The 22,445-nt window shown below is 40.0% G+C and carries 19 protein-coding genes; 5 read left to right on the forward strand and 14 right to left on the reverse strand.

From position 1 onward, the window contains the following. Positions 1-39: 39 nt before the first annotated feature. From HMPREF0766_RS08805 to HMPREF0766_RS08815, 3 genes are all read left to right on the forward strand, one after another. Entirely contained in the window at positions 40-2,454 is a 2,415-nt protein-coding gene (locus tag HMPREF0766_RS08805; RefSeq protein WP_002995786.1) for an ABC transporter permease, read from the forward strand. Then, positions 2,447-3,763, forward strand: coding sequence for a TolC family protein (locus HMPREF0766_RS08810; RefSeq protein WP_002995789.1), 1,317 nt, complete (start codon positions 2,447-2,449; stop codon positions 3,761-3,763). Before HMPREF0766_RS08805 ends, HMPREF0766_RS08810 begins: the two co-directional genes overlap by 8 nt. A 187-nt stretch (positions 3,764-3,950) precedes the next feature. Further along, positions 3,951-5,255 carry a DEAD/DEAH box helicase gene (locus HMPREF0766_RS08815; RefSeq protein WP_002995792.1) on the forward strand — a complete coding sequence of 435 codons (1,305 nt, stop codon included), beginning with the start codon at positions 3,951-3,953 and terminating at the stop codon, positions 5,253-5,255. A 23-nt stretch (positions 5,256-5,278) separates the two neighbouring features. Here HMPREF0766_RS08815 and coaD read toward each other — a convergent pair whose 3' ends face one another. The 3 genes from coaD to HMPREF0766_RS08830 are packed head-to-tail and all read right to left on the reverse strand — an operon-like array spanning position 5,279 to position 7,090. Further along, complete coding sequence (gene coaD / locus HMPREF0766_RS08820; protein WP_002995794.1) at positions 5,279-5,758, reverse strand: pantetheine-phosphate adenylyltransferase; 480 nt, start codon at positions 5,756-5,758, stop codon at positions 5,279-5,281. 2 nt (positions 5,759-5,760) lie between these two features. After that, a complete protein-coding gene (rsmD, locus tag HMPREF0766_RS08825) occupies positions 5,761-6,306 on the reverse strand; it encodes a 16S rRNA (guanine(966)-N(2))-methyltransferase RsmD (RefSeq protein WP_002995796.1) in 546 nt (181 codons plus the stop codon). 1 nt (position 6,307) lies between these two features. Next, positions 6,308-7,090 (reverse strand): DUF3822 family protein, encoded by a 783-nt coding sequence (locus HMPREF0766_RS08830; protein ID WP_002995798.1) that lies wholly within the window; start codon positions 7,088-7,090, stop codon positions 6,308-6,310. Between the two features lie 95 nt (positions 7,091-7,185). Between HMPREF0766_RS08830 and HMPREF0766_RS08835 the strand changes: the two genes are divergently transcribed. Then, positions 7,186-8,607: an ATP-dependent DNA helicase gene (locus HMPREF0766_RS08835; RefSeq protein WP_002995800.1), complete on the forward strand. Its 1,422-nt coding sequence runs from the start codon at positions 7,186-7,188 to the stop codon at positions 8,605-8,607. 3 nt (positions 8,608-8,610) lie between these two features. Further along, the gene (locus HMPREF0766_RS08840; RefSeq protein WP_002995802.1) at positions 8,611-9,177 is read left to right on the forward strand and encodes a hypothetical protein; all 567 of its coding nucleotides are present in this window, start codon (positions 8,611-8,613) and stop codon (positions 9,175-9,177) included. Here the strand turns inward: HMPREF0766_RS08840 and HMPREF0766_RS08845 are convergent. The 11 genes from HMPREF0766_RS08845 to HMPREF0766_RS08895 form a co-directional block, all read right to left on the reverse strand. Further along, positions 9,161-9,877 (reverse strand): hypothetical protein, encoded by a 717-nt coding sequence (locus HMPREF0766_RS08845; RefSeq protein WP_002995803.1) that lies wholly within the window; start codon positions 9,875-9,877, stop codon positions 9,161-9,163. The two genes, HMPREF0766_RS08840 and HMPREF0766_RS08845, sit on opposite strands and share 17 nt — an antisense overlap. A gap of 26 nt (positions 9,878-9,903) precedes the next feature. Then, the gene (gene ruvB, locus HMPREF0766_RS08850) at positions 9,904-10,926 is read right to left on the reverse strand and encodes a Holliday junction branch migration DNA helicase RuvB (protein ID WP_002995807.1); all 1,023 of its coding nucleotides are present in this window, start codon (positions 10,924-10,926) and stop codon (positions 9,904-9,906) included. Between the two features lie 30 nt (positions 10,927-10,956). After that, entirely contained in the window at positions 10,957-11,688 is a 732-nt protein-coding gene (locus HMPREF0766_RS08855; RefSeq protein ID WP_002995810.1) for a polyprenol monophosphomannose synthase, read from the reverse strand. Positions 11,689-11,922: 234 nt separating this feature from the next. Continuing rightward, on the reverse strand, positions 11,923-13,413 hold the full coding sequence (locus tag HMPREF0766_RS08860) for a peptide MFS transporter (RefSeq protein ID WP_002995812.1): 1,491 nt from the start codon (positions 13,411-13,413) through the stop codon (positions 11,923-11,925). 59 nt (positions 13,414-13,472) lie between these two features. Then, on the reverse strand, positions 13,473-15,257 hold the full coding sequence (locus tag HMPREF0766_RS08865; RefSeq protein ID WP_002995815.1) for a peptide MFS transporter: 1,785 nt from the start codon (positions 15,255-15,257) through the stop codon (positions 13,473-13,475). A 113-nt stretch (positions 15,258-15,370) separates the two neighbouring features. After that, the gene (locus HMPREF0766_RS08870) at positions 15,371-16,951 is read right to left on the reverse strand and encodes a peptide MFS transporter (RefSeq protein ID WP_002995817.1); all 1,581 of its coding nucleotides are present in this window, start codon (positions 16,949-16,951) and stop codon (positions 15,371-15,373) included. Between the two features lie 133 nt (positions 16,952-17,084). After that, on the reverse strand, positions 17,085-17,981 hold the full coding sequence (locus HMPREF0766_RS08875) for a hypothetical protein (RefSeq protein ID WP_002995822.1): 897 nt from the start codon (positions 17,979-17,981) through the stop codon (positions 17,085-17,087). A 29-nt stretch (positions 17,982-18,010) separates the two neighbouring features. Then, positions 18,011-18,889 (reverse strand): TIM barrel protein, encoded by an 879-nt coding sequence (locus HMPREF0766_RS08880; RefSeq protein ID WP_002995824.1) that lies wholly within the window; start codon positions 18,887-18,889, stop codon positions 18,011-18,013. A 28-nt stretch (positions 18,890-18,917) separates the two neighbouring features. Next, on the reverse strand, positions 18,918-19,646 hold the full coding sequence (locus tag HMPREF0766_RS08885) for a (Fe-S)-binding protein (RefSeq protein ID WP_002995827.1): 729 nt from the start codon (positions 19,644-19,646) through the stop codon (positions 18,918-18,920). A 25-nt stretch (positions 19,647-19,671) separates the two neighbouring features. Further along, positions 19,672-20,970, reverse strand: a complete 1,299-nt coding sequence (locus HMPREF0766_RS08890) for an MFS transporter (RefSeq protein WP_002995830.1) — start codon at positions 20,968-20,970, stop codon at positions 19,672-19,674. A 59-nt stretch (positions 20,971-21,029) separates the two neighbouring features. After that, on the reverse strand, positions 21,030-22,343 hold the full coding sequence (locus HMPREF0766_RS08895; protein WP_236590483.1) for a D-alanyl-D-alanine carboxypeptidase/D-alanyl-D-alanine-endopeptidase: 1,314 nt from the start codon (positions 22,341-22,343) through the stop codon (positions 21,030-21,032). Positions 22,344-22,445 lie beyond the last annotated feature (102 nt).

Raw genomic sequence — 22,445 nt, forward strand, 5'->3', positions numbered from 1 at the left:
GACTATCCAGATACTTACTCAACTAAAACATGCTCAATCATGATAAAAAACTGGTTTAAGATATTTATTTACAATGCTACACACAATAAGGTATTCACAATTCTGACACTGATAGGTCTCACACTCGGTGTGACGGGAGTGATCTTGTCTCTTCTGTACTGGAATGATGAACATGCCTATAACAAGTGGAATCCGGAGAAAGATAAGGTCTTCGAGGTCATGACCAACATTAGTGAAGATATGATGTGGAACAGCAGCCCCGGCCCTCTTGTGCCCGTCCTTATGGAAAGGTCGAATGAAATAGAAAGTTACTGTCAATACAGAGCCTATTACTTTGATCAATACTTTAAGGTCAATGGTAAAACGGAAATACTCACCAAAACCATAAATACACAAGGGTCTTTTTTTGAGTTTTTCCCTTTTGAAATCGTACAAGGCTCTGTCAGCCAGTTTTCTTCTTCACAAAATACGATGGCTCTGGAAGAGTCGGAAGCAAAACGGATATTTGGGACTGCCAATCCCATCGATCAGATTATCACGACAGATAATAAGGAAAGCTACGTGGTCACCGCCGTATACCGTATCCCCGGAAAATCATCTATTGCTCCTAATGCGGTTTATACAGCTATGGAGAAAGATATCAAGAGAAAAGCCAACTCCTGGGGAGATTTTGAATTTACAGTATTGCTGAAACTTAAAGATTCGGCAAAGAGAGATCTTGTCAAAAAACAGATTGATGAAATCTACCTGAATGAACGCGCAGTCAAATATGCGAAAGAAGCAGGTATCTCATTAAAAGAATTTCTGGCCAAATATGGCTCTATCACAGTGTCTCTGCAATCGCTGTCAGAAAGCAGGCTGATATCAAAAAAAACAGGTTTTCCGGAAGGAAGCGGAAATCTGCTTTTCCTGAAGATCAATGTCGGTATTTCCATATTGGTATTGCTCCTCTCGATCTTTAATTATGTGAATCTGAATGTGGCCTACGCGATCAAGCGTGCAAAAGAAATCGGCGTACGTAAAGTAGTAGGTGCAGACAAAAAGTATATTGTACTGCAATTTCTTTTCGAAACCTGTATCACTTCTATTGTCAGCATTATTCTCGCTGCCGGTATTACGCAAGTGCTTTTGCCATCCTATAATTCCCTGTTGAATAAGACGATGACACTCAATCTACTGGATTTCCTTCCTCACATGTTGCTGTTGTTTCTGATCTTATTGATCCTTGCAGGCCTTATTCCGGCCATCTACGTGGCTAAATTTGATGTATTAAAGGTACTAAAAGGAAACTATTCAAGAAGTAAATCAGGCACCTGGTTCAGAAATAGTATCCTAAGTCTGCAATTTACAATAGCTACATTCTTTCTGATATCAGGATTAATGGTTCACAAACAAGTTAACTACATGATAGACAAGGATCTGGGTTTTAACAGTGATCAGGTACTGACTATATCATTTATAAAACAGTATCCTGAAAATCAAAAGTTCAATAACTATGAAAGGATAAAGCAGCAACTGTTAAAGATAAATGCTGTACAGGATGTCAATATCAGTTCCTTCACTCTGGGAAGTGGCGCCAATTCGAGTTCCAGTCTGGAATATAAGGATATCTCTATACAGGGGCAAAACATGGGTCTGGATTTTGGATATCTCGAAATGTTAAAGATTAATATAGTTACAGGACGATACTTTGATAAAAATCTGAGTTCAGATTCTACCGCCTCCGTCATGTTGAATCAGACAGCTGCAGATATGCTCAAGGAAAAAGATATAGTGGGTAAAGAAATCCGGTTTATGGGAAAAGAATTTAAGGTAATCGGTATTGTAAATGACTTTAATCTAAAAGGTCTTCAACAGAAGATAGAGCCTATGACATTTTTCCATTTAAAGGCTTTTCCGTGGATGGAAGGAAATATTACTAATATTTCAGTCAGGATAAGTCCTGAACATATGGAGAAAACAATCTCGGAGATTGAAAAATACTGGAAAACCAATGTCGATGATCTGCATCCATTCAGCTATGAGTTCGTGGATAAAAGATTTGCACGTACGTATGAAAATGTTGTCAAACAAAGAAATCTCTTTGCTGTGATGAATATTGTCGTTATTCTGATCGCCTTATTCGGATTATTTGCGTTGGCCTCCTACTCTATTGAAAGAAGATTTAAAGAGATCGCTATACGTAAAGTAATGGGTGCAGAAACCAAAGATCTGCTGTTGTTTCTAACCCGTCAGTACATCTGGATCTCCGTAGTCGGATTTATACTTGCCCTGTTGCCAAGTTATTATTTTATCAATACCTGGTTGAACAATTTCGCCTATCGCATTGCTATCAGCTGGCAGATCTTTCTTATAGCTATTGTCCTTATGTTGATCCTTACCTTAACTGTTGTCTTGTCCAAAGCATACAGAGCTACCCGACTGGATATCCTGAATGTGTTAAAATATGAATAAAAGTATTGTTTGTTTAGTATTAATGATGCTGGGCTTCCCTTTATGGGGAAGCAGCCAGCAGCTGTATACATTAGAGCAGTGTATAGTTTGGGGTATGGAAAACCATCTCGATGTAAAAATCCAGAATCTGCAGATAAAGGCATTCCGGGCAGCCGAGATAACTACGGCCTCCCGTTTTTTACCGGATATTTCTGCCCGAATCAATCATTTTTATAATTTTGGTTCTACTATCAACCCGCAGACCAATGCACGGGAAAGTGCTAATATACAATCAGATAATATTTCTGTAGATGCCGGAATCAACCTCTTTAACTTTGAGGACTTAAACAAATCCCGCATAAGCAGGCTACAGACGGCTATAGCACAGGCAGATAAAGCTGTCATTGATCAGGAATTTGCCTCCTTGCTGATTCAGCGCTATACAGAGGCATTGGCCGCCCAGGAATTGAAAAAAGTCATTACGCATCAGCTTGTAAATTCCAAAGAACAACTGGATCGTATTGAAAAGGAAGTGGCAGACGGCGCCAAACCTGAAAGCGACATCTACGATATACAGGTCATCTATACACAGGAACAAAAGCTGCTGAAACAAACCGAACAGGATGAACTTAATAAAAAAGCCTTGCTGGTACAGTTGATCAACAAAGAAGATATTTCTGTGGCCAATATGAATCTTATACAAGATGTCCCGTCCAACGATAATCCTTCCCCATCTGTCCTATGGGAGAATAACCCTGCTGTTATGAAAGAACAGTTGACGCAGCAGAAACTTCAGCAGGAATACAGGCAACTCCTGCATCAATATCTGCCAACGGTACGTTTAAACTATTCATACGGTACATTTTATGCTACGGCTATCGACCAGATCTTCGATACATCTTTCAAATTTGGCAGTCAGCTGAAAGACAACAGGAGTCAATATCTTGGACTGAATCTCTCTATTCCTATCTTCTCCAAAGGAGATGTGAGGCGATTGAGAACCCGCAAGAATATTGATATTCTTCAGCAACAGGAAGTCATTACAAAAAAGGAAACGGAGTTAAAGAATGAGCTGCAAAATCAATCCAGAAAACAACAGCAATATGCTGAACTGGAGGCCACGCTGACTGAGGCATCTTTATATGCCAGTAAAGCATATGAAACAACCAAAGTGAAGTACGAGTATGGAAAAGTGGATGTTTCGGCTTACAAAGCCGCAAAGAACCAATTATTAATGGCCCGGTACGATGTATTGAATAATGCTTTATCGGAATGGATGACCGGAAAAATAATTCAAAACCTGTTATCTGATCAATATATAAAAAGATAGGTCTCCAACCGGGGAGATTGAAGACCTATACTAACCAATTATTAACCTAAATTATGAAAGACCAAATATACCCCGATTCGGCCTTATTGTCCAAATTACACGAAGGCTTTAACATAGTTTTAACAGATTTCAGACATATTCTTGACATTAGGCCTCTAAATCGCTATTTTATCAGTAGTTTTGTTACATGCAGATTGAAGCTATATTAAGCAGAATGAACATCTCATCTTTAAATGAGATGCAAAGTGAGGTGGTAAGTTCCTTAAAATTAAAACAGGATATTATTTTATTATCCCCCACCGGAACCGGAAAAACACTGGCATTCCTGCTTGCTGCTTCTTATTCCTTTGATACGACTAAAAAAGGTCCTCAATGTCTGGTTTTAGCTCCTACACGAGAACTTGCACAGCAGATTGAATCTGTTTCGAAAAAAGTATTTCATGGTAAACGTGTAGTCTGCTGCTATGGCGGCCATTCTACCCGTGAAGAGCGAACTGCACTCAAACATGCACCGGATATCATCATTGGTACACCCGGTCGTATAGCCTATCATTTGCGCAGTGAAAACCTGGATACCGCACAGCTGCACAGCTTGATTCTGGACGAATTTGACAAGTCGCTGGAATTTGGCTTTCAGGAGGATATGTCCTTTATCATTGATCAGCTTCCTGTGCTCAAACAGCATATACTCACATCTGCGACACAGATGGAAGAGATTCCATCTTTCACCGGTATCTCCAATGCCCTTACTATCGATTATCTGGACAACAGTGATGCGGCTCCGGACCTGACCATAAAAAAGGTAATCTGCCGGCCAAAGGAAAAATTGAGAACATTGTTTAACCTGATTTGTCAGATTGGAAATAAGCGTATGCTCATCTTCTGCAACCACAGAGACGCAGTAGATCATATTTCCGAACTGTTAATGGATCGTGAGCTGATCCATGATGCTTTTCACGGAGGAATGGAGCAGGCAGACAGGGAACTCACACTGCTCAAGTTCAGAAATGGTACTTCACAGATTCTGATTACTACAGATCTGGCCGCCAGAGGTCTGGATATTCCGGAGATCGATTCTATTATTCATTATCAGCTTCCTTATAAAGAAGATGCTTTTGTACATCGCAACGGCCGTACTGCACGTATGAAAGCAGCCGGAAATGTATATGTGATCCTGACAACGGACGAAAACTACGCGTATCTTCCGGATGAAATTGAAGAAGAGATTGTCACAGAAGACCATCCCATGCCCCACAACTCTCCTTTCATGACCTTACATGTAAACGCCGGTAAGAAAGATAAGATAAATAAGATTGATATTGTGGGTTATCTGCTTAAAATTCCGGAAATAGAAAAGGACGATGTAGGAATCATAGAAGTCAAAGAGACAATGTCTTATGTAGCTGTCAGAAGATCAAAAGCTACATTTGCAATGAAACAGTCTCAGGTTACTAAGATGAAGAATAAAAAAGTCAAGATCACGCGGTCTTAAATCCATTCCGGATAAAGAGCAGATTATCTGCTCTTCCTTTCCATATATGATATGACTGCGGCCGGTACCATCGAACTGATATCTCCTTTATGGAGCGTCACATCGCGGACTATAGTAGAGGATATATGTCCCAGACCGCTTGTACTCATCAAAAAGATAGTATCAATCTCCGGCGCAAGATGCTTGTTATTCTGAGCGATAGCATATTCAAACTCAAAATCATTGGTATTGCGCAGACCACGTAAGATATAGTTCGCCCCTGCCTGCCTGCAGTAATCTACTGTAAGCCCTTTATAAGTCGTTACTTCTACCCGATCGCTGACCTCCGCAAACACCTCTTGAAGGATAGCCACACGGTCATCAGTAGAAAGTAATCCCTGCTTGGTACTATTGGTTCCTACTGCTACAATAATCCTGTCAAATAATTCCAAAGCACGCAGGACAATATCCTGATGCGCCAGAGTGACCGGATCAAATGATCCTGGAAAAACAGCTACTTTCATACTTATTCCGGTTTTTGTTTACTATAAAATCCAAAAGATGAATACCCATACTTGCGTATTTCGAGCAAATACGGCGAATCATCCAGTCTGCGTGTGGAAGGAAACTCTACTATTAATAATCCATTATCTTTCAACAGATTACCTTCGATAATCAAACCCGGAAGTTGAGGTAACTGAGGGATATCATAGGGAGGATCTGCGAAGATAAGATCAAACTGTTTTTTGCAGGAAGTGATAAATTTAAAAACATCAGCACGTTTTGTCTGTACAGTTTCCATTTTCATCTTTTTGGCTGTATCCTGAATATACTGTACGCATTTGAAATGTAAATCTACAGCTTGCACAGACAGTGCACCTCTGGAAGCCAGTTCAAAGCTGATATTGCCGGTACCTGCAAACAAATCCAGACATTCTATTTCGTCAAAGTCCAGACGATTCTGCAAGATATTAAACAAGGCCTCCTTAGCAATATCTGTAGTAGGCCGGACAGGAAGATTGCTGGGTGGATTCAGGCGGATACCTCCCCATGTGCCCCCGATAATTCTCATATTAATATTCGAATAATGTGTTTAACCCCTGCAACTGTTGTTGTACCTGTTCATCAGATGAACTGATTTTGATTTTTGCAGTCAATGTTTCTACTCTTTCGGCAAGCTGAGCCAGTCTCTGGCGATAATCCTCTTCCGGTATTTCTCCGGATATCAGGAGTTTCTGCACTTTATCTTTGATATGGAAACTACTGAATATACGCAACAGGTAATAAGTCAGGTCTTCTACGCTATATATTTCAAATGTATTATACAACTGGAATTGTCCGTTGAGAAATACAAATATATCTGCCGTCTGATCTCCGAAATGTACTCCTATCACTTCTCCCTGCAACGGAATATGTTGCTGAGCCTGTTCTAATATCACCTGAAACTCCGGGATAAACTGTGCTTCCGGAAAAAGAGACTTCCAGCGGTTGTACAATATGGCATCAAATTGATAGACTGCTGTAACTCCTCCCAGATTCAATTTTTGATGAAGGGTATTTCCCTGTTGTTCATCCATCAGAAACTGGGTATAATCTCCCAGCGCTTCTTCCTTAAAAAGCTCATTAGGCACAAATACAAGGCTCTGATGAGGCACCACTATTTTTACACGTACAAAGGGCAGACTCAGCAGTTGTAAAGCGGAGGGTTCGGGCTGTTCACTTTCATATTCCATCATCACCTGGACCGTTCCGTTTTCATCCGACACAAGAATAGTATCTGTATGAAATCCGGTTTTGACCAGAAGTGTATAATGGGGCAAATATTGAATATTAAATTGATCTGAAGTATAATTCATGTGCAAAGCTACCTTTCGAAACGGTATAGATTACTATATCTAACAAAATTAGCTTTTACAATTGATATGACAAACCTTTTTAGATAACTTTGATCGTGCATATCCAGGATTTACTGATACAAAATTTTCATTGGCCGCCTACTCCCCAGCAAAAAACTGCATTTTCGCTGTTGGATCAGTTTCTGAGTACTTTTGACCGTCAACAGGTATTTATTATGAAAGGTTATGCCGGTACAGGTAAGACCGCCATTATCAGTTCCGTTGTAAAGACACTTCCTCAGCTTCGTAAGAAAAGCGTGTTACTGGCTCCCACAGGACGGGCAGCCAAAGTCATGAGTTATTATTCGGGAAGAAAAGCATTTACCATACATAAAAAGATCTACCGCAAAAAGACATCCATAGCCTTCAATATGGATTTCGGGTTGGCAGAAAATTTACATGAAGACACCTTATTCATTGTGGATGAAGCATCTATGATATCCAACGAATCTGTCAATATATTTTCCAAAAGCCTGCTTCATGATCTGATCCGGTATGTACAGGCGGGCAAAAACTGTAGTCTGCTGTTTGTCGGAGATACCGCTCAGCTTCCTCCGGTAGGTCTATTGCAAAGTCCGGCTTTGGATGCGGAATATCTCCGGGATGAATTCTATCTGCATACTTTTGGTTTTGAACTCACGGATGTAGTAAGACAGGCAAAATCTTCCGGCATTCTGTTTAATGCCACCAAAATAAGGCAGGAGATCAAAATAGAAGAAGAGAAAAATGATTACCCCTTTCCTCAGTTTGTAACAAAGGGATTCGGAGATATTTTTCAGATGACGGGCGAAAAACTGGTGGAAGGCCTGCATTACGCTTATGACAAATTTGGTCTTGAAAATACATTAGTGGTATGCAGATCCAATAAATCGGCCAATCTGTATAATCAGAATATACGAAACCGTATTCTTTTTCGCGATGAAGAGCTGACCGGAGGTGATCTGATCATGGTCGTCCGTAACAATTACTACTGGCTTACGGAGAATAACGAACAGAACAAATCCGGATTTATAGCCAATGGAGATATGGCCGAAGTCAGAAAAGTCGGAAACATCCATGAGCAGCACGGTTTTCGTTTTGCAGATGTTACCCTGGAATTTTCAGCCAGTGAAGAAGAGGACCCTGTCACCTGCCGTGTTATTCTGGATAGTCTGTATTCGGACTCTCCCAATCTGCCTTATGAACAACAACAGCAACTTTATGAAGCAATAGCAAAGGATTACGAAGATATATTCTCCAAAAAAGACCGCATGGAAGCAATCAAAAAAGATCCATACTATAATGCTTTACAAATCAAGTTTGCCTATGCAATCACTTGTCACAAAGCACAAGGTGGGCAATGGGAAGCTGTGTTTGTCGATCAGGGTTATATGAATGATGATATGCTCACCACTGAATTTCTAAGGTGGCTGTATACGGCATTGACACGTGCAACAAAAGAGTTATTTTTGGTAAATTTTAATGAAAAATTCTTTTAACCCATGCCAGATAAGGACAACATAGAGCTTGAAAAACAAATAAAACGATTTCTGGATGTACTGAAAAGAAACAAACAGGAATACCTGTCTCCTATCCATTCCGGAAAAATCGATAGCCGGGCGTTATTTAATCTGTGTTTTGATTATTACGACAGTAATCTTCCTCTTCATGCCTCCTGGTTGCTGGAAAAATATGTGAAAGCGGAGCCGCATCAGTTACAACTTCTGCATGCTGATATAATTACAAAGCTGAATGACGTTCGTATTGAAGGAAGTCAACGTATTTTTGGAAATATTCTGATCTGTATTTTAGATAAAAGAAGTAATATCGTACTGAATTCAGATCAGGAAGAAATCATTATAGAAACAATTTTCAACTGGATGATCACTCCGGACAAGGCCGTAGCTGTAGTGGCTAATTGTTTTGAAATATTATATTATCTGAGCAACAAACATTCCTGGGTTAAAGAAGAACTTGCTGCTCAGATTGAATACTTTCTTAAAGAAGGACCTCCCTCTATACAATCCAGAGGAAAGAAGATCCTGTCTCGTATCAGAAAGAATATCTGACACCTGCTGAATAGAAGGTATACATATCATTGTGCTGAGATTGTACCGGCACAAAACCATCCAGAGCATCATTTTGCCCCATCGAGAATTGCGCATTGAATACCACACTGAAGTATCTTCCTGTACGGTTGTTGAAATTATACTTGTTTACAGGTATAGCAAGACCGGCGTTTGCAACCGGAAAAAGAAAGGTATTAGTCGTCTTTCCCTGATTATTAGAAACCGTACCATCTGCTTCTATTAACTCTTTAAATTCGCTTTGAATACCTCCAAAACCGACTCCCAGGTAGAAAGAGTTCAACAGAATCTCTGTAGGAGATGAATATGCTGAAAGCCTTTTATCTGAAAACTGAAACGGAAAAACGGTGACATTCACAAATCCTGCATAATAGCCGTTATTTACTTTTCTTTTATTAAGCGTGTCGATAGTTGCGGCTGCCTTCAAAGATCCTATCTGTCCTTCCAGTCCCACCAGAATACCTTTATAAATACGGTAATCTGCTTTCAGAAAGAATGCTACAGACATACCGGACTTAGGCAGGTCACCATACAGTACAGTTGGTCCCGCCCCGGCAGTAATATGAAATTTATCGTTAGCCTTCTTTGCTCCTCCGATTACAGGAGGACAATCCAGCTGTGCGAAACTGGCAACAGGAGCACAAAAAATAATCGTAAGTAGAAATATGATATGTCCTTTCATATGGTATAGAGTGTGTATGTGCAAATCTAAAATAGTGTATTACCTCTCGAATGATGGATACGTCCCAAATGTTTGAATGCCGCTTCCGTACATTCTCGACCTCTGGACGTACGCATCAGATATCCTTCCTGTATGAGGAATGGTTCATACACTTCTTCTATCGTCCCCTCATCTTCTCCCACTGCGGTAGCGATCGTCTTCAACCCTACCGGCCCGCCTTTAAATTTATCAATGATCGTTGTCAGAATACGGTTATCCATCTCATCCAATCCGTTTTCATCTACATTTAAGGCATTCAGCGCATATTGTGCTATTGCCCGATCTATGGAGCCGTTGCCTTTAATCTGTGCAAAATCACGTGTACGGCGCAGCAGCGCATTGGCTATACGTGGAGTCCCGCGGCTACGGCGTGCGATTTCATATGCACCTTCATCCGAAATAGGTGTATTAAGAATTGTAGCTGAGCGTAATACAATAGTTGTCAGCAATTTTGCATCGTAATATTGAAGTCTTGAATTGATCCCAAAACGGGCTCTCAACGGAGCAGTCAGCAATCCCGAACGTGTAGTAGCGCCTACAAGGGTAAACGGATTCAGCGAGATCTGTACCGAGCGTGCATTAGGCCCCGTTTCAAGCATAATATCGATTTTAAAATCCTCCATTGCTGAATACAGATATTCTTCTACCAGAGGACTAAGACGATGTATCTCATCGATAAACAGAATGTCACCTTCTTCCAGATTGGTCAGTAGACCTGCCAGATCTCCCGGTTTATCCAATACCGGACCTGAAGTGATCTTGATGCCTACTCCCATCTCATTGGCAATGATATTGGATAATGTCGTCTTTCCCAGTCCCGGAGGGCCGTGTAACAACACATGATCCAATGCCTCTCCCCTTAATTTAGCTGCCCTTACAAAGATTGACAGATTTTCAAGAATTTTTTCCTGACCTGTGAAATCTTCAAACGTCTGGGGTCTGAGCACACGCTCCAGATCACGATCCGCAGGATTCAGATGTTCAGGATTGGGGTCAAGATATTCGTTCATATGTACAATATATAACTTTACGTGCTATTTCTAATTATATTTTTTGAACCAACTGGCTATTTTTAGCTGGATCACTCCAAAAAAGGCTTCCCTGAAGATTTTAGTGCTCATCTTAGAAGTACCTTCTGTTCTGTCTGTAAAGATAATAGGCACTTCTACTACATTAAATCCATATTGCAATGCCGTGAATTTCATTTCTATCTGAAAAGCATATCCGACAAACTTGATTTTATCCAACGGAATTTTTTCAAGTACCCGGCGACGAAAACACACAAATCCTGCTGTAGCATCCTGAATCGTAATCCCGGTGATAAACCGGACATATACCGAGGCAAAATAAGACATCAGTACCCTGCTCATCGGCCAGTTGACGACATTTACTCCTTTCACGTAACGGGATCCGATAGACATATCGGCTCCGTCCATACAACATTGTCTCAGCTTGAGTAAGTCATTTGGATTGTGACTGAAATCTGCATCCATCTCGAATATAAATTCATAGTTACGTCCCAACCCCCACTTAAATCCATGAATATAAGCTGTACCCAGGCCTAGTTTACCTTTCCGTTCTTCCATATGCAGGTGATGCGGAAACTCCTGCTGCAATTTTCGCACAATATCTGCGGTCCCGTCCGGAGATCCGTCATCGACAATCAGAATGTCAAATGCAATGGCTAAAGAAAAGACCTTACGAATGATCTTCTCAATATTTTCTTTCTCATTATAGGTCGGAATGATGACTAAGCTATCTGTCTGTTGCATAAAATAAATTGACGTAAAGGTAGTAATTATCCCTAAAGAATAACGAATATAATACCCCTCCAATTATGCTTTTATCCTATACAGAACAACAGGAGAAGGCTTCCTCTGATATTAAAAAACTACGGACAGAAAAAAATATACAGGAGTATAAGTCGTGTGAAGGATTAACCCGTTAAATAAAAAAAACGGATCTGCATACAAAGATCCGTTTCCTTCAATTGTAAATAAGATAATCTATTTCACTCCGTTCATCAGCTTTTTGACTAACGGAGAAATTACGATCAGTAGCACGCCTGCTCCAAGCGCATAGATTCCAAGTTGTTTATAGCCATCTGTATAGGCCAGAAGTTTATCCATTAAGGAAGCCTTTTCATCCGGAGCTGTCATACCTGCACCTAATAATCCGGCAAGATACTGTCCGTAGGCACTCGCTAAAAACCACAATCCCATCATCATACCTCCCAGACGTTTAGGAGATAGTTTGGTGACCATAGACAGCCCTATGGGAGACAGACACAATTCTCCTAAAGTAACCGCTAGATAGGCTAATGTAAATACACCCAGAGAAGTTTTACCGCTGGCATCTGCAAAGAAACGAGTCGCAAAGAAAATATAATAAGCGACTCCAAGCAATAAGAATCCCAGTCCGAACTTTACAACAGTATTAGGTTCGACTTTTTTCTTAGACATCGCTAACCATACCAGACCTAATAACGGGCTGAACGCAATTACGAAAAGAGAATTTGCACCATTATTAACCATATTGGGATCTATGCTGAAAAACAAAAGATCACGATGTAAATTGTTATTTGCAAATAACGCTAACGACCCTCCTGCCTGTTCAAAAATAGCAAAAAACAGGATGGAAAACATGATCAGGATCAAAGCTGCCAGAAGCTGCTGACGCGCCTTTTTCTCCTTTTCAACCAGCATTTGATAGAAGAAATAGATCAAGGCCAACGGACCGATGATATACATAAACATATCTGTATACCCGGTGTTATGAATCATGATAAAGATCAACGGAATACAAGCTAACGCACCGATATACACCAATACTTCCTGTACTGTTTTCTTCGCTTTAGGAAGATGTTCAATTGGACTTGCTCCTATTGGTCCTAAGTACTTTTTAGTCAACAAAAAGATAAAAAGTCCGATAACCATGACCACTGCCGCGGCCATAAAAGCCAGATTCCAGGAATGTTCTTTACCCAGCCACACACACAATGCACCGCCTAAAAGTGCTCCGACATTGATTCCGGAATAAAAAATTCCGAATCCGGCATCTCTTCTCGGATCTCCCTCTTTGTAAAGCTCTCCTACCATAGAAGAAATATTCGGTTTGAAAAATCCTGTTCCGATAATAGTCAGTACAATTCCCAGATAAAAGAAATCATGCGGTGAAACCGCAATTAATGCATTACCGGCGATCATCAGTATCGCTCCGAAAATTAGAGAACGTTTGAAACCAAGAATCCGGTCTGCAAAGATTCCGCCTATAAAAGTAAAAGCGTAAACGAATGCCTGAATAGCTCCATACTTAAGATTTGCCTCTTTATCTGTCAGAAATAACTGATCGACCATAAAGATTGCCAATACCCCACGCATTCCGTAGAAACAGAAGCGCTCCCACATCTCCACCAGGAATAAGTACCAAAGCTGCTTGGGGTACTTTCCTTCAAAATTCTGGATTTCGGCTAACGTTTGTTGTTTATATTCCTCCATTTTGTATTATGATATATTAAAAAAAAGGCTTTCCCGGATAAGGAAAGCCTTTAGATTTTCTATTTTACTCCGTGCATAAGTCGTTTAATCAGCGGATTAAGCAACATCACCAGTAGTCCTGCTGCAGCCGGAATAATAGTGAACAGGAAGAAGAAGTGACTCAATGAATAATTCTCTTTGATAATCTCTACCTGACCACCCAGAATAGCGGCCAGTTTCTGCGCAATCGCTATGGCAAGATACCATACACCAAACATAAAGGCCAGCATACGCGCAGGAACTAACTTAGAGACATAAGATAAACCTACCGGAGAAATAAACAATTCACCTAATGTGTGGAACAAATAGGTCAATACCAGAAAGATCATCGATATTTTCACATGTTCACTGATACCCAATGAACCTAATCCCAATATCAAAAATCCTATGGCTACCAGCACCAATCCGAAGCCATATTTAAATGCGGCAGAAGGATTAAACTTGGATTCCCAGATTTTTGATACTGAAGAGGCTAATGCTATAATAAAGAAGGAGTTGAGTGTAGAGAACCAGGAAACAGTAATCTCAGAAGTTTTGGCTGTAAACTCATTGGTCAGCATCCAGATAGCTGCACCCCAGATCAGCACAAAACAAATCAACAATATAATATTCGAAGGAGCTATTTTTTTCCAGGTCGCTTTAGTGAGCAGGATCAATACCCATGAGATAATAGTCAATGGTACAATTGTAAATAAGGCATTTACAATATTGAAGATCATCAGACTGTTGCCCGAAAGCTGTCTGTCGATATGGTCACGCGCTACCAGTACCAGCGATGTTGCTCCCTGTTCAAAACTCATAAAGAAGAAGATCAGGAAGAATGCAAGCAGGATAACGGCAAACATTCTGTCACGAACGATTTTGCCATAGCGCAGAATACGGGATACGATCAGATAAATAAAAGCGATTAGTGCTATAAATATCATCAGGTATTGTCCTCTCAGATACGAAGTGTCAATAAATTTAAAAATATCTACAACCCCGTTTTTGGAAAGCGGATCGTTGAAGGCATACATAAACCCGACAACCGTAATAAAACCGATCAGCACCATGTCAAAAGTGGTATAAGGATTGCGTTTGCTCTCTTCTTCACTTTCCATCACTTTCTTTTCAGCATCTTCTTTAGCCGATTTATCCAATACGCCGAGGTTACCCATCAGAGGTTTAGCAGCCCAGAACTGGATAGTGCCGAGGAACATAAAGATACCTGCCAGTCCAAATCCCCAGTGCCAGCCTACTTTTTCGGCTAAGTAACCACATAGCATCATACCAAAGAATGCTCCGGCATTTACTCCCATGTAGAAAATAGTATATGCACCATCCTTTTTCTCCGGCAGATGTTTGTACATTTCACCCAGAATAGAAGGCATATTCGGTTTGAAAAAACCTGTACCAATAATCAGACAGGCCAAACCGGCAAAAAACATATAAGAGTTGTCAAATGCCATCGCTGCATGTCCTATGGTCATGACAGCTGCACCTATAATAACGGCCTTACGTGAGCCGATGTATTTATCGGCAATGATACCTCCCAGAATAGGAGTCAGATATACGAGCATGGCGTAGGTTCCGTACAACGCTCCGGCCTGCTCAGCTGTCCAGCCCCATCCGGAAAAAGGACTTCCGAATATAACCGCAGAAGTTAGAAACTGAATCAACAATACGCGCATCCCGTAATACGAGAATCTCTCCCACATCTCTGTAAAGAAAAGAACTAATAATCCAGACGGATGTCCCAACACTGTTGACCCATCTATACCGTCTTTTTCAAGCGTGCCTGAAACAGCACGATTCTGATCATTCATATAAAATTTTAACTTAACAATAGCTACAAAGTTATAAATTTATCTTATTGCCAAATGGTCTTAATACAAAAAAAGCATCTCTGAGGATGCTTTTTTATGTAAATATTTTATTCTTAGCGAATTCCGTGCATCATCTTCTTAAGTATAGGGCTAAATATCAATAATAACAGAGCCGCACTAATAGGTAGTGCTGCAATAATCATAAAGAATGTAGACATTGAATACATTTCAGTAATTTTATCAATTAACCCTCCACTCCATCCTGCCATCTTATTCGCTATAGCTGAAGCCAAAAACCAAAAACCAAAAATCAATCCAATAAATTTCTTTGGCGAAAGTTTGCTCATGTAAGACAAACCAACCGGGGAAACACAAAGTTCTCCTGTTGTATGGAAAAAATATGCTAAAATAAGCCAAATCATACTCACAGAAGCTGTAGCGGCTCCTTGCGGAATACTCATGCTTCCATAAGACAACACCAAAAATCCTGCTCCTACTAATATTAATCCTAATGCGAATTTTACAGGACCTGTTGGATTCCACACTTTTTCCCAGAATTTACTAAAGGAAGAAGCTAGGGTAACGATAAAGAATGCATTAAGAATTTGAAACCACGCCACTGTAACCTCAGTTTCTAATGCTGTAAATTCACGATGTATTTTCCAAAATCCCAATATTGCAATGGAAACAAATGAAACAATAGTAAAGAGGATAGTTAGAGGATACTTGTTAAATATTTTTGAAGATAACTTAAGAAGAACATAAGTAACTACCAAAATAGGGAACAAAGTTAAAATAGCATCAACCCATTTAAATGTTAACGCAGATCCACCTTCTAATACCCGTTGAGTATAGTTTTTAGCAAAAATAGTCATGGATCCCCCTGCCTGTTCAAAAGCTAAAAAGAAGAAAATACTGGCAATGATAAGTACTGCTACAACAATAAGCCTGTCTTTTATGATTTTTCCTGAAGAAGCATGATCAGTAGGGTCAGTGTCATTATTTACTTCTTCATTTTTGATTTTAGGTTTATCACCAATAACTCCGAAGATTCTTTGCCCGAAATAAAACTGCAACATACCGAAAAACATAAATACACCCGCTAGTCCAAAGCCATAATGCCAACCAATCTTTTCTCCGATATATCCACACAATAGTGATCCAAGGAATGCACCTGCATTAATACCCATATAGAAAATTGTATAGCCTGCATCTTTTTTAGCACTGGAATCCGGATATAACTGACCTACCATGGAAGAAATATTTGGTTTAAATAGCCCATTTCCAAGAATCATAAGTCCCAACCCTAAATAAAAAAACTCTTTACCGATACCCTCCAATGCCATAGAAGCATGACCCAGTGTCATGATCAGTGCACCCAGGAGAATTGCTTTTTTATATCCAATCAATCTATCAGCTATAAGACCACCTAAGAGAGGAGTTGCGTATACGAGTCCTGTATACCATCCATACAATTCCATAGCTTCAGGATTACTCCATCCCCATCCGTGTTTCGCTATTTCAGTAATTAAGAACGTGACAAGTAATGCCCGCATCCCGTAATAACTAAAACGTTCCCACATCTCGGTAAAGAAGAGGACAAATAGTCCTGCCGGGTGTCCCATTACCATTTTGTCATCAACTCCCTGTTTTGCCAGGTGCGAGACCAATACTCCATCTCTTTCTTCTGTCATATGATATTTTATAGATTTTACATGGTTATAATTGCCTGCTGAAGGAAATCATCAATCGTTGTTTTAACAAACAATGCTACAAAGAAAACAAACTTTTTGAATTGATACAGCTTATTAAAGAAATATTTTTGTTTCAATTGGCATTGAAACCACTCTTCTTCTCTATTTTTTTACGTGCAGGATTCAGATATTGATCTTCATCTCCACGCACAGGATTGGTAAATTCAATATTTGATTTGAAAAACAACTTGGCAGGAACGATCTCATAAGCATCATATGTAAGATCCGGCCCATAATACTGATATTTTCCTTCCAGGCTTTTATCTGCGGGTACTAAATGATCGAATACAATTCTCTTTTTAGCGGCATCATAGCGAAGCAGCATACTGGCCTGCCTGGTATAATTGAATATTTTTCTGGAAATCTGCGGCTGATCTGAAAACAATTTCTTTCCGAATGTAGCTTCTTTGCCTTTTAGGCTGAGTACCTCAATAACTTTTTGGGTAAACAGACGATTGTGGCCTTTCCAGCCCAATAGAAGGTAGTGGTCAGCATTTTGGATGATCTCATAATATTGAGCTCCATACCAGCTGGAAGAAGATACAACTGCCTGCTCCGCTTGCTGAATCTCAAATGTTTTATCCAGTAACGGAATCAGAGATAATTCTCCATTTCCCGTTTTGAGTTGAATACTCCCGTAATAAAGATAGGAACCATCGTTGAGAGGGACATTCCAGGAGAATATACGAAATTTATTATCAGGAGAATTCAGGACAGAGATCATTTTAAGCTGATCAAATCCAAAATCAAACGAATTCTTTTCCTTTAATGCGGAGACCAGCGTCTTCACAAATCTGAAGTTGGCATCTATCCGTTCGGGTTCTGAAGGATTTTGAAAGACCCTGTTCCCGATACTCAGCAAAGAGTCCTGCCAGACCTGCATAGCTTTACCCGAAGGCTTTTGAGCATGTGCAGACTGAACAGTCAATATCCCTATTCCCAAACAGACAGATATAAACCAATACTTCATATAATCAATTTAAGCATCTATAGCAGATACTATTGAAATTTCTGCAATAATTTTTTAGTTAACAATACACCATCAATCTCACTGTGCTTGTCACCTTCGTATTCTATACCTACAAAACCTTTAAATTTTGCGTCTTTCACAATTTTCATCATGCGGGCATAGTCAATCTGTGTTTCGTTACCCTCTGCATCAAAATCATGGGACTTCGCACTAACGCCGTGTGCATACGGCATCAGGTCAGTCACACCCTGATAGCGGTCATACTCATAGAAATTACCCAGATCAGGCAGACTTCCACAATTTTTCTTTCCTACAGCTTTCAGTACTCCTGCCAGCCAGTCTCCATGTGAAGAGATACCACCGTGATTCTCTACAATCACACTGATATTAGATTTTTTTCCGTAATCAGCCAGCGTACTCAGACTCTCTACCACTCTTCCCTTCACCTCTTCCGGTGTACCTTTACCGGCAGCATTCACACGAATAGCATGACAGCCCAGAAATGCAGCAGCATCCACCCATTTGTAGTGATTTTCTACTGCTTCTTTACGTTTTGCAGTATCCTCATCACCGAGATATCCTTCACCATCGATCATGATCAGAACATTACGTACACCGTTATCCTTAGCACGCTGATTCAGATCTTTCAGATAAGTCATATCCTTTGCTTTATCTTTAAAGAACTGGTTTACATATTCTACTGCATGTATTCCGAATTTTTTAACAGCAAATTCAGGAAAATCTATGTTTTTAAGATCTCCTTTAAAAAGAGTCTTATGTAATGACCATTCCGCTAAGGAAATTTCAAACCAAGGCTTTTTCGCTGCAAACAAATCCAAGTTTGGCGCTAAAGCAACACCTGCCGTAGCAAGTCCCAAATTTTTCAGAAAATCTCTTCTAGAATTCATAGTAAGTTTTATTATTGATTATTGATAGTTAAATATTTGCCCACCCGGATGTCAGGACATCCACAAGGTGAATTGTTCGTACAGGAAGTTGATGTTTATCTATATACGCCTGCAGATGAAGCAGACAGGAGGCATCGGTAGAAATAATATAGTCTGCCTCTACATCCAGTGCATGTTGTACTTTCTGCTCTGCCATAGCGGAAGAAATCCCTTCAAACTTGACTGCAAACGTACCTCCAAATCCGCAACAGGTTTCCTGATCCTTCATCGGAATCAGTTCAAGCCCGCCAACCTTGGACAATAACTGGCGGGGTTCTTCTTTTATCTTACATTCCCGTAAGGCAGCACAGGAATCATGATAGACTGCTGTCCCGACCAATTCGGCACCAAAATAATCCCGCTTGGCAATGTGAATCAGAAATTCACTGATCTCAAATACATTACGTTGTACATTGCGGCAACGGTTATGCTCTACAGAATTCGTAAATAAATCATCGTAGCCATTTTTTACCATACCTACACAAGAGGCTGAAGGAGCTACAATATAATGCTCCTCACTAAAATCATTTAAAAATTTATGGCCGATTTCTTTGGCTTCATCCCAGAATCCAGCATTGTATGCAGGTTGTCCGCAACAGGTCTGTTCTGGATTGTAACTGACCTCACATCCGACCCGCTCTAATAATTTTATCGTATTGAAAGCTGTTTCAGGATACATCTGATCTATAAAACACGGCACAAACAGCTCTACTCTCATATGTGAATTTTTCAAAAACTTAAAATTAGACTTTATTGAATTTTAATACCCGGAAGAGCAGTAACAATCCAATTACAAAAAATAAAGATAAAAATAATGCCGAATATCTGATATTATGTGTCAGCTGCTCTATAAGGCCAAAAGAGAATAAGCCGACGACAATAGCCAGTTTTTCGGTGACATCGTAAAAGCTGAAAAAAGCAGTGGTATCTTCTATGTTTTGAGGCAGCAATTTGGAATAAGTAGACCGTGAAAGTGATTGTATACCTCCCATTACCAACCCTACCAGTACCGCCATAATATAGAATTGGATCTCGTTAGTCAGAAAATACGCTCCGATACAAATAGCTATCCAGATAACGACAACCATAATAAGCACAGCTATATTGCCGATCCGGCTTGCCAATGCGGACATCAGATAGGCTCCTGCTATAGCGACCAGTTGTATCAAGAGTATGGTACCGATTAACTTAGGTGCACCGAGATGAAGTACTTTTTCACCAAAGGCAGCAGCCACAATCATAATGGTCTGTACACCTATTGCATAAAAAAAATAGGCCGGCAAAAAACGCTTTATCCCCTCTATCTGTGCAATGCGATGCCATACTTTCAAAAATTCTTGTTTGACTGTACGTATCAGAGGAACTCCCTGTGTACCCGGCATAGGAGAATTAGAGGGTAATACCCGGAATGGAATCTGTGCAAAGCCTACCCACCAAAGTCCCACCAGAAAAAAGGACAATCGTGCCGGAAATGAAAGATCCATAATTCCAAACCATTCCGGCTTTAAAACAAATACAAAACAGATAATCTGCAACAGCACACAGCCAACATATCCATAAGCAAATCCTTGTGCACTGACTCTGTCCTGCTGATCTACAGTGGCGATTAGCGGAAGATAGGAATTATTAAAGGCAACTCCTCCGATATAGCCCATTGCTGCCAGAGCAAAGAATATTATGCTCATTTCCAGCGTTTCCAGCTTAAAGAAGTAAAGCCCCATACAAGCTGCACCACCAATATAGGTAAACAGCTTCATAAGCATCTTTTTGCGACCTGTAGCATCTGCAAAAGAAGTAATAAAGGGTAAGGATACCGCCATGAAAAGATAGGCGAAGGCTAATGCAAAATTGGACAGTGCCGTATTCACCACTTCGATTCCAAAGAAAGTCACCGTGTCTCCGTGTTCCTTTGTATTGGTGATCGTTGTGTAATAAACCGGGAATATTGTAGAGGTAATAACCAGGTTGTAAGCTGAATTCGCCCAATCATACATAGACCAGGCGCGAATTGTTTTCTTGTTGTTCTTTTCAACAGCTATCATAAAGGGTCTTTAAACTCCGAATATACAACGTTTATTTAAAAAATATTAGTGTCTCCCTGTTAATAATTCTGACGTATATACGTCACAATATTGACCATCTCTCTACGGACTGTACTCGCAGAAGTCACAAAATTATTATTCAGGAATGAAAAAATAAGTTTGCGCCCTGATCGTGTAATCAGATATCCGCTCTGACAGTGTACCGAATTGAGTGTACCTGTCTTTGCCCATACAAAAGGTTCTCCCCTGTCCAGCTTGTAAGCAGACCGGATAGTGCCATCCACACCACCTGTCGGGAAAAGTTTATGCAAGATCTCCGTATCCGGAATATCTTTTTGTAATACCACCAGCAACTCCGCAATACTTCTTGGTGTGACCAGATTGTACACGGACAAACCACTTCCATCCTTCAGATCTACCTTATCCGTAAAGTATTTATAGTATTCCTGCTGCATCCACTCCCTCAATCTGTTGGTATCGAATTCGCCGTATTTGACAAGAGAACTCATCATCTGAAACTGTTCTGCCATAAAATTATCGCTCGGCAACATCATTTCACGCAACATCTTATTTCTGCTGTTGGAATATACAGTCTTTACATCGGATGGTTTTTCATAAGAAATCATTTTTACATCCTTCTTTAACGTATCCACCAGTAATTTCAAAAACAGACTATCCGAATATTTGAAAGGCTTCTCATTGACATATCCTCTTTTGACATCGATACCGGACATATAAAAGATATTTTTATCAAAAGCTCTGGTTAATTTAAATTTACCCTTACTCTTTTCATCATCTTTTACATGCACATCTTTCTGGAAATATTCCGGTGTGGCCCTCAACGATCCCTTTTCTCTTGCTCTGAACGTAACGACATCTCCGTAAATAGGAAATGTGCTGATCTCGGGCTGATAATATTCATCATAGTCTTCCACAGACCAGCCGTTTCTGTAAAAGGGTTCTTTAGAAGCTGTAGGTACGTAATACAGATGTTTGCCACTGCTTTTTAAAAAATTATATACTTTGTGGCTATCCAATCTGTTATGCAGAAAAGTAGGGTCGCCCGTGCCCCAGAAGATCAGTGAATCACCTCTCACTGTATACTGAAGCCCCGGAATAGAATCCGGTAATGTATGAATCGCTGCCAATAGCGTAAAGATCTTTGTATTGGAAGCAGGCATAAAATGTTTTTCCTCGTTGATTCCGAATAGGAATCTGGAGCTGTCTGCATCATAAAGTGAAAAACCGTAAAAGTGTTTTTTAAGCCCTTCTGCCTGACTAAACTTCTGTTGAAGATCATTGGATATCTGCCCTTTAACAGGCATTATATAGACCAGTAGTGAAACAAAAAAGCTAAAGAGATATAATTTCATTGCGATAAACATACAAAAAAGATCATAAAAACCTTCATGTACAGAGTACACTAACTGTAAAGAAGCGCTTACAATCTATCTGATTGTTGAAAGAAGTGAAAA

Origin of the sequence: Sphingobacterium spiritivorum ATCC 33861 (assembly GCF_000143765.1) — a bacterium.
Taxonomy (GTDB): Bacteria; Bacteroidota; Bacteroidia; order Sphingobacteriales; family Sphingobacteriaceae; genus Sphingobacterium; species Sphingobacterium spiritivorum.

Coding starts and splice junctions, on each gene's coding strand:
- HMPREF0766_RS08865 (WP_002995815.1), bottom strand. CDS start 15,257: ATGAATGATCAGAATCGTGCTGTTTCAGGCACGCTTGAAAAAGACGGT.
- HMPREF0766_RS08875 (WP_002995822.1), bottom strand. CDS start 17,981: ATGAAGTATTGGTTTATATCTGTCTGTTTGGGAATAGGGATATTGACT.
- HMPREF0766_RS08805 (WP_002995786.1), top strand. CDS start 40: ATGATAAAAAACTGGTTTAAGATATTTATTTACAATGCTACACACAAT.
- HMPREF0766_RS08830 (WP_002995798.1), bottom strand. CDS start 7,090: ATGAATTATACTTCAGATCAATTTAATATTCAATATTTGCCCCATTAT.
- HMPREF0766_RS08880 (WP_002995824.1), bottom strand. CDS start 18,889: ATGAATTCTAGAAGAGATTTTCTGAAAAATTTGGGACTTGCTACGGCA.
- HMPREF0766_RS08815 (WP_002995792.1), top strand. CDS start 3,951: ATGCAGATTGAAGCTATATTAAGCAGAATGAACATCTCATCTTTAAAT.
- HMPREF0766_RS08810 (WP_002995789.1), top strand. CDS start 2,447: ATGAATAAAAGTATTGTTTGTTTAGTATTAATGATGCTGGGCTTCCCT.
- HMPREF0766_RS08855 (WP_002995810.1), bottom strand. CDS start 11,688: ATGCAACAGACAGATAGCTTAGTCATCATTCCGACCTATAATGAGAAA.
- HMPREF0766_RS08840 (WP_002995802.1), top strand. CDS start 8,611: ATGCCAGATAAGGACAACATAGAGCTTGAAAAACAAATAAAACGATTT.
- HMPREF0766_RS08895 (WP_236590483.1), bottom strand. CDS start 22,343: ATGAAATTATATCTCTTTAGCTTTTTTGTTTCACTACTGGTCTATATA.
- HMPREF0766_RS08845 (WP_002995803.1), bottom strand. CDS start 9,877: ATGAAAGGACATATCATATTTCTACTTACGATTATTTTTTGTGCTCCT.
- HMPREF0766_RS08860 (WP_002995812.1), bottom strand. CDS start 13,413: ATGGAGGAATATAAACAACAAACGTTAGCCGAAATCCAGAATTTTGAA.
- ruvB (WP_002995807.1), bottom strand. CDS start 10,926: ATGAACGAATATCTTGACCCCAATCCTGAACATCTGAATCCTGCGGAT.
- coaD (WP_002995794.1), bottom strand. CDS start 5,758: ATGAAAGTAGCTGTTTTTCCAGGATCATTTGATCCGGTCACTCTGGCG.
- HMPREF0766_RS08885 (WP_002995827.1), bottom strand. CDS start 19,646: ATGAGAGTAGAGCTGTTTGTGCCGTGTTTTATAGATCAGATGTATCCT.
- rsmD (WP_002995796.1), bottom strand. CDS start 6,306: ATGAGAATTATCGGGGGCACATGGGGAGGTATCCGCCTGAATCCACCC.
- HMPREF0766_RS08890 (WP_002995830.1), bottom strand. CDS start 20,970: ATGATAGCTGTTGAAAAGAACAACAAGAAAACAATTCGCGCCTGGTCT.
- HMPREF0766_RS08870 (WP_002995817.1), bottom strand. CDS start 16,951: ATGACAGAAGAAAGAGATGGAGTATTGGTCTCGCACCTGGCAAAACAG.